3 protein-coding genes are annotated in these 4,065 nt (G+C 53.4%); all 3 read right to left on the bottom strand.

What is annotated here, in order from left to right:
• A partial coding sequence (locus RR842_RS12420; protein ID WP_332729939.1) for a cyclase family protein occupies positions 1–527 on the bottom strand: 527 nt, incomplete at its 3' end.
• A gap of 232 nt (positions 528–759) precedes the next feature.
• On the bottom strand, positions 760–2,721 hold the full coding sequence (locus RR842_RS12415) for a hypothetical protein (RefSeq protein WP_332729937.1): 1,962 nt from the start codon (positions 2,719–2,721) through the stop codon (positions 760–762).
• Positions 2,690–4,065: MFS transporter (locus tag RR842_RS12410; RefSeq protein ID WP_332729936.1), on the bottom strand; the 1,376-nt coding region annotated here is incomplete at its 5' end. The genes RR842_RS12410 and RR842_RS12415, both read right to left, overlap by 32 nt.

Below are 4,065 nucleotides of genomic sequence, written 5' to 3'. Positions count from 1 at the left end.
GAAATGCCGGGCCAACCGCGCCAATACTTTGCCGTTCCGTGGTCTTTGTCCTTGTCGAAGCGCAAGCAGACGATGTCATCAGGCTTGATTTCGTAGCCAATCTTCGCAAGCGCTGCTTCCACGTCAGCCACATCCGCGCGCTCACCATCTCCAACATGGGTCAAATCGATCACTACACCATCGCCAAAAAACCAATCCAGAGGAAGCTCATCAACCGAGAAAGCCTTTTTTGTACCATCGGCAGTCGTGGGGAAAAAGTGCCAGGGAGCATCCACGTGTGTACCGGCATGCCCTACAAGCTCCAGTGTCTCCCACGCAGCCCCTAATTTCCAATGAGCGTTGTCGCCAACAGCCAGAGCGGAGAATTCCTCCTCTGAAATGCCCAGGATGGCCGCCCCATCACCGGCGTGATCTTCGTGGGTTTCATAGGAGATAACCGGCTGAAGATTGCTGGTGGCAAACCCCTTCTCCTCTTCGCTTCCGTTTTGCAGCGGCAGTGCCAAATCAACATACGTTACGTTTCCCATAGGAAATCCTCTCTCTCGAAACTATGTCATCTTTCCCCGGCTTGCCCATACTTTCCGGAGAACCGATCTGTGACGCTACAATACCCGCGAAAAGCTTCGTGCGCGAAACTACCATTGCAGTTGTAACTGCAATGGTAGTTTTGCCTGTTCATAGGCCGTTATACAAAGAGAACCCTCTGACAGCTTTTACTGTCAGAGGGTTCTCTTTGTCTCATATACTGCCGAACTGCACCTAGGTTTTTGCACAAGACCCCAACAAGGGAGGAAGCTCCCATGAAACTGCGCAGGTCTCAGGAATGTCCATATACTCTTTGAACTGAGCGACAACGGAGGGGAGGAAGGGCATATCATCCTGAGCTACATAGAGCACCGCAAACTTCCCAAGTTTTCGTCCCACAAACAAGGGCTGGGTAACATATCTGCGCCCCGCTGTGCGTACTACGCCAGCTAGCGGAATAACCGCCACGGCCATCGTTTCGCAAATAACACAGCTGATATTAAACACATACTCGAACGTCTCTTCACAAGCCTCCAGCAAACCTTCACCCACGGCACTTCGGTAGATTGCTTGTGCCAGATTAACGGGAGAGCCAACGTGAATGCCAAGCGTCTCGCACGGGCAGACAAGCCCGCCAGAATTTTCGTGGCGCATGCCCTTGCGCCACTGCGCAAGGGCACGAGAAACCTTTTTTGCATCGCTCTCGTCAACCGCAAATGAAATCTGACAAACAGGCATAGTCGTCTCGACATGCTCAAAAGCAACTACCATATCAATTCCGTCTTCAAAAGTTGATCCATCTTTAGCGAATGAAGAGTCGGACAGTACCCGAACCACTTCGCTGTCGGGCACCATCCGCTCCAGGCGATGTCGCGCATAATATACCTGCTCAACGCCACAATTCACCACCATAGCAATGCGACATTTCTCATAGGGACGTACGCGTTCAAACACCGACAGCATAAGCAGAGCTATCCTATCGATATCTCCTCCGAACATTTTTAAGGCCATAAGGTCATCGACCTGCCAAAGAGCATTCAGAACCGTTACATACCACGGCATGTTACATACTTTAATAGCAAACGGATCTCGAAAAGGAATAGGGGCATGTAATGCGCGCCGCATAAGAGCATGATCGATTAAACTCTCAAGAATATCCCTCACGTTTTGAAACTCATCACCCGCAATCAGTGGTGCCATGGCTTCCAGCAAACGAGAAGCCAGCTCTTCTACCGTGTCATTTGATTCAACACGCCCCCCTTCCAAGGGCGTATCGAATCGTCGTGTTCCGCACACGATCGTTCGACGAAAAAATTCCATCTCGCCTTCGGTCGGCCACACACCCGCGCCCCTTGCAATATCACGCTTTAGCTGATCACCGAGAGGTAGAGACTTGCAGTCGTGCGGATCAAAAGAAACTATATGCCCACCACGCATACGAGAAAGAGCAAGACCTACTGCAAAATGTAGCGTTCGTCGCGCACTTTCTGAAAAAGGAAACCCCTGGCACCGTTCAAGCGCTTCAACTATCCTCTTCATCAAGAACGTATTGGCGGTAAAACGCCCATCAACCTCATGCAACATTGAAACTGGAGCGAAAGAACAGAACAAAAAGAGAAGCATGACGCGCACGGCGAACTCATCGCCCTTTAGACGCACATGTCCTTCAACCTCAAGCGAACACCCAAAAGGTTCCAAGAGCTGACCCCATCCATGCAGATCATGTCTTAGCTGGCGTTCGTTGACAAAGAGAGATTTCGAAAGCGACTTGACAGTTTGCGGACGACCTTCGTCACAGGCGAGCAAGAGCATGCCCTCCACGAAGCGCTCCAAATCGGAATAACCCGAAAACGTTCCCCCTTCTACCAGCTCCTCAACAGATAACCGCTCGCCATCGGCAAGATCGAGCCGAACACCCAGTCCACGACGACCCGCAATGCACGACCTGAGCCCCAGTGATGTCAAACAGCGGTTGATGGAGTGCGTATCGTAGTGAATAGTGCGCTCTGAGCAGGCAAATCTCTCGGCAAGCACGCCAACAGCTACGTAATCGTCTCTCCTCAGAAGATCACGCACCACACTCATTTGGCGCTCGCTTAGCATCAATCTACTCACCCAATTCGCCTCCTCCGCCTTATCTTCGGTGCCTTGGCCAACAGCCGATTCAAACACCCCGCGCATCTGCCGCCGAGTCATCCGGCTTCTTGTGTCCCGGCAGGCCCCGCGTAAACAGCAGCAACGACAGCACCAGCCCTCCCAAACCTACCAGCAAAATCTGGTTCGCCGCGCAACGCGCGCCACGATAACGCTCCAGCACTTGCTCTTGATCAGCCTTGGCTATATCAGATTCGTCCAGAATCTGCTGAAAAGAGGCATCGCTGGTAAAGGTGCTCGGCAGCTCGACGGCTTGCCCTCTCGTCACATCGGACAGCACGGCATCCCCCGTCAAGCCAGTAGCAAATACAGAGGAAAGCACCAGCGCAAGAACACTACCCAGCAACGCCGCTGCAAGCGCATGAGCAATGTCGCGTACCGTTCCTTGAATGCCGCCCGATTGCTGCACGTCCTTTTCGCCTACTGAACACGCAACGGCATTGCTTGCATGCGAATTCACCAAACCGATACCCGTGCCAGCAAAAAACATGCCGACACCTACCGGCACCAAAACCGCAGGCTGGCCTAACCCCCACGCCATAATGAAGCACCCCGCAGCCCCCACCGCATAACCAAGGCGAATGACCGTCCTAGCCTTTGCGCAGGGAACCACCTTAGGCACCCCTACCGCAAACAGCACCATTGGCACGCCCGCACAGGCGAACAGCAATCCTGCTTCGAGCGCTGTCGCGCCAGCAGCCATTTGCACATAGGGAATAACCAAGATGTTGAAGGCTCCCGCAAGAAAGAATCCGAAGGCAACTGCCAACAGTGAATGGCGGGCAGCGCGCGAGCCTAAAAACGAACGGGGCATAAGAGGGCTTTCCGCCCGCTGCTCCTTCGCCGCTTCGATACGCGAAAAGGCCCAAAGGAGAGCAACACCCAAACACGCCATGGGCACCGTCGGCGCAATACCGAACAACACAAGGGGAGCCTGGGGCAAGGGCTCGATAATGCCGCAGATTGATACGCAGGCAATACTGGTGAGCAAGAAGAAAAGCCCCGTTGAGCAGGTGGCAAATCCGAGCTTATCAAATTTCGGGCGGATAGCAGGACGCTCAATAAGCGGCAAGCGCATAGAGAGAGCCATGATCAGCACGAAGAGAGCGGCCATCACCAGAAAAGTAATCCGAAAACCTGCCGCATCCAACAACATCCCAAACGGTATGGGCATCAATCCCGCCGCACCCGTTCCTGCAGTAACGCATCCGTAAGCAAATATGCGCTTTTGACCCTGATACAGCGCAGGCACAATGCCCAAAACCGAAGGAATAAGGAAACTTGCTCCCAGCCCCACCAATACGCGCCCGACCCAAATAAACACCACGGTACTCGGCGCCAGCGCCATAGTGAGCTCACCCAAAAAAGCAAACAACGCACCCAATC

Origin of the sequence: Gordonibacter sp. (genome assembly GCF_036667095.1) — a bacterium.
GTDB lineage: Bacteria > Actinomycetota > Coriobacteriia > Coriobacteriales > Eggerthellaceae > Gordonibacter.
This window is presented reverse-complemented; position numbering and strand designations above follow the sequence as displayed.

Coding starts and splice junctions, on each gene's coding strand:
- RR842_RS12415 (WP_332729937.1), bottom strand. CDS start 2,721: ATGACTCGGCGGCAGATGCGCGGGGTGTTTGAATCGGCTGTTGGCCAA.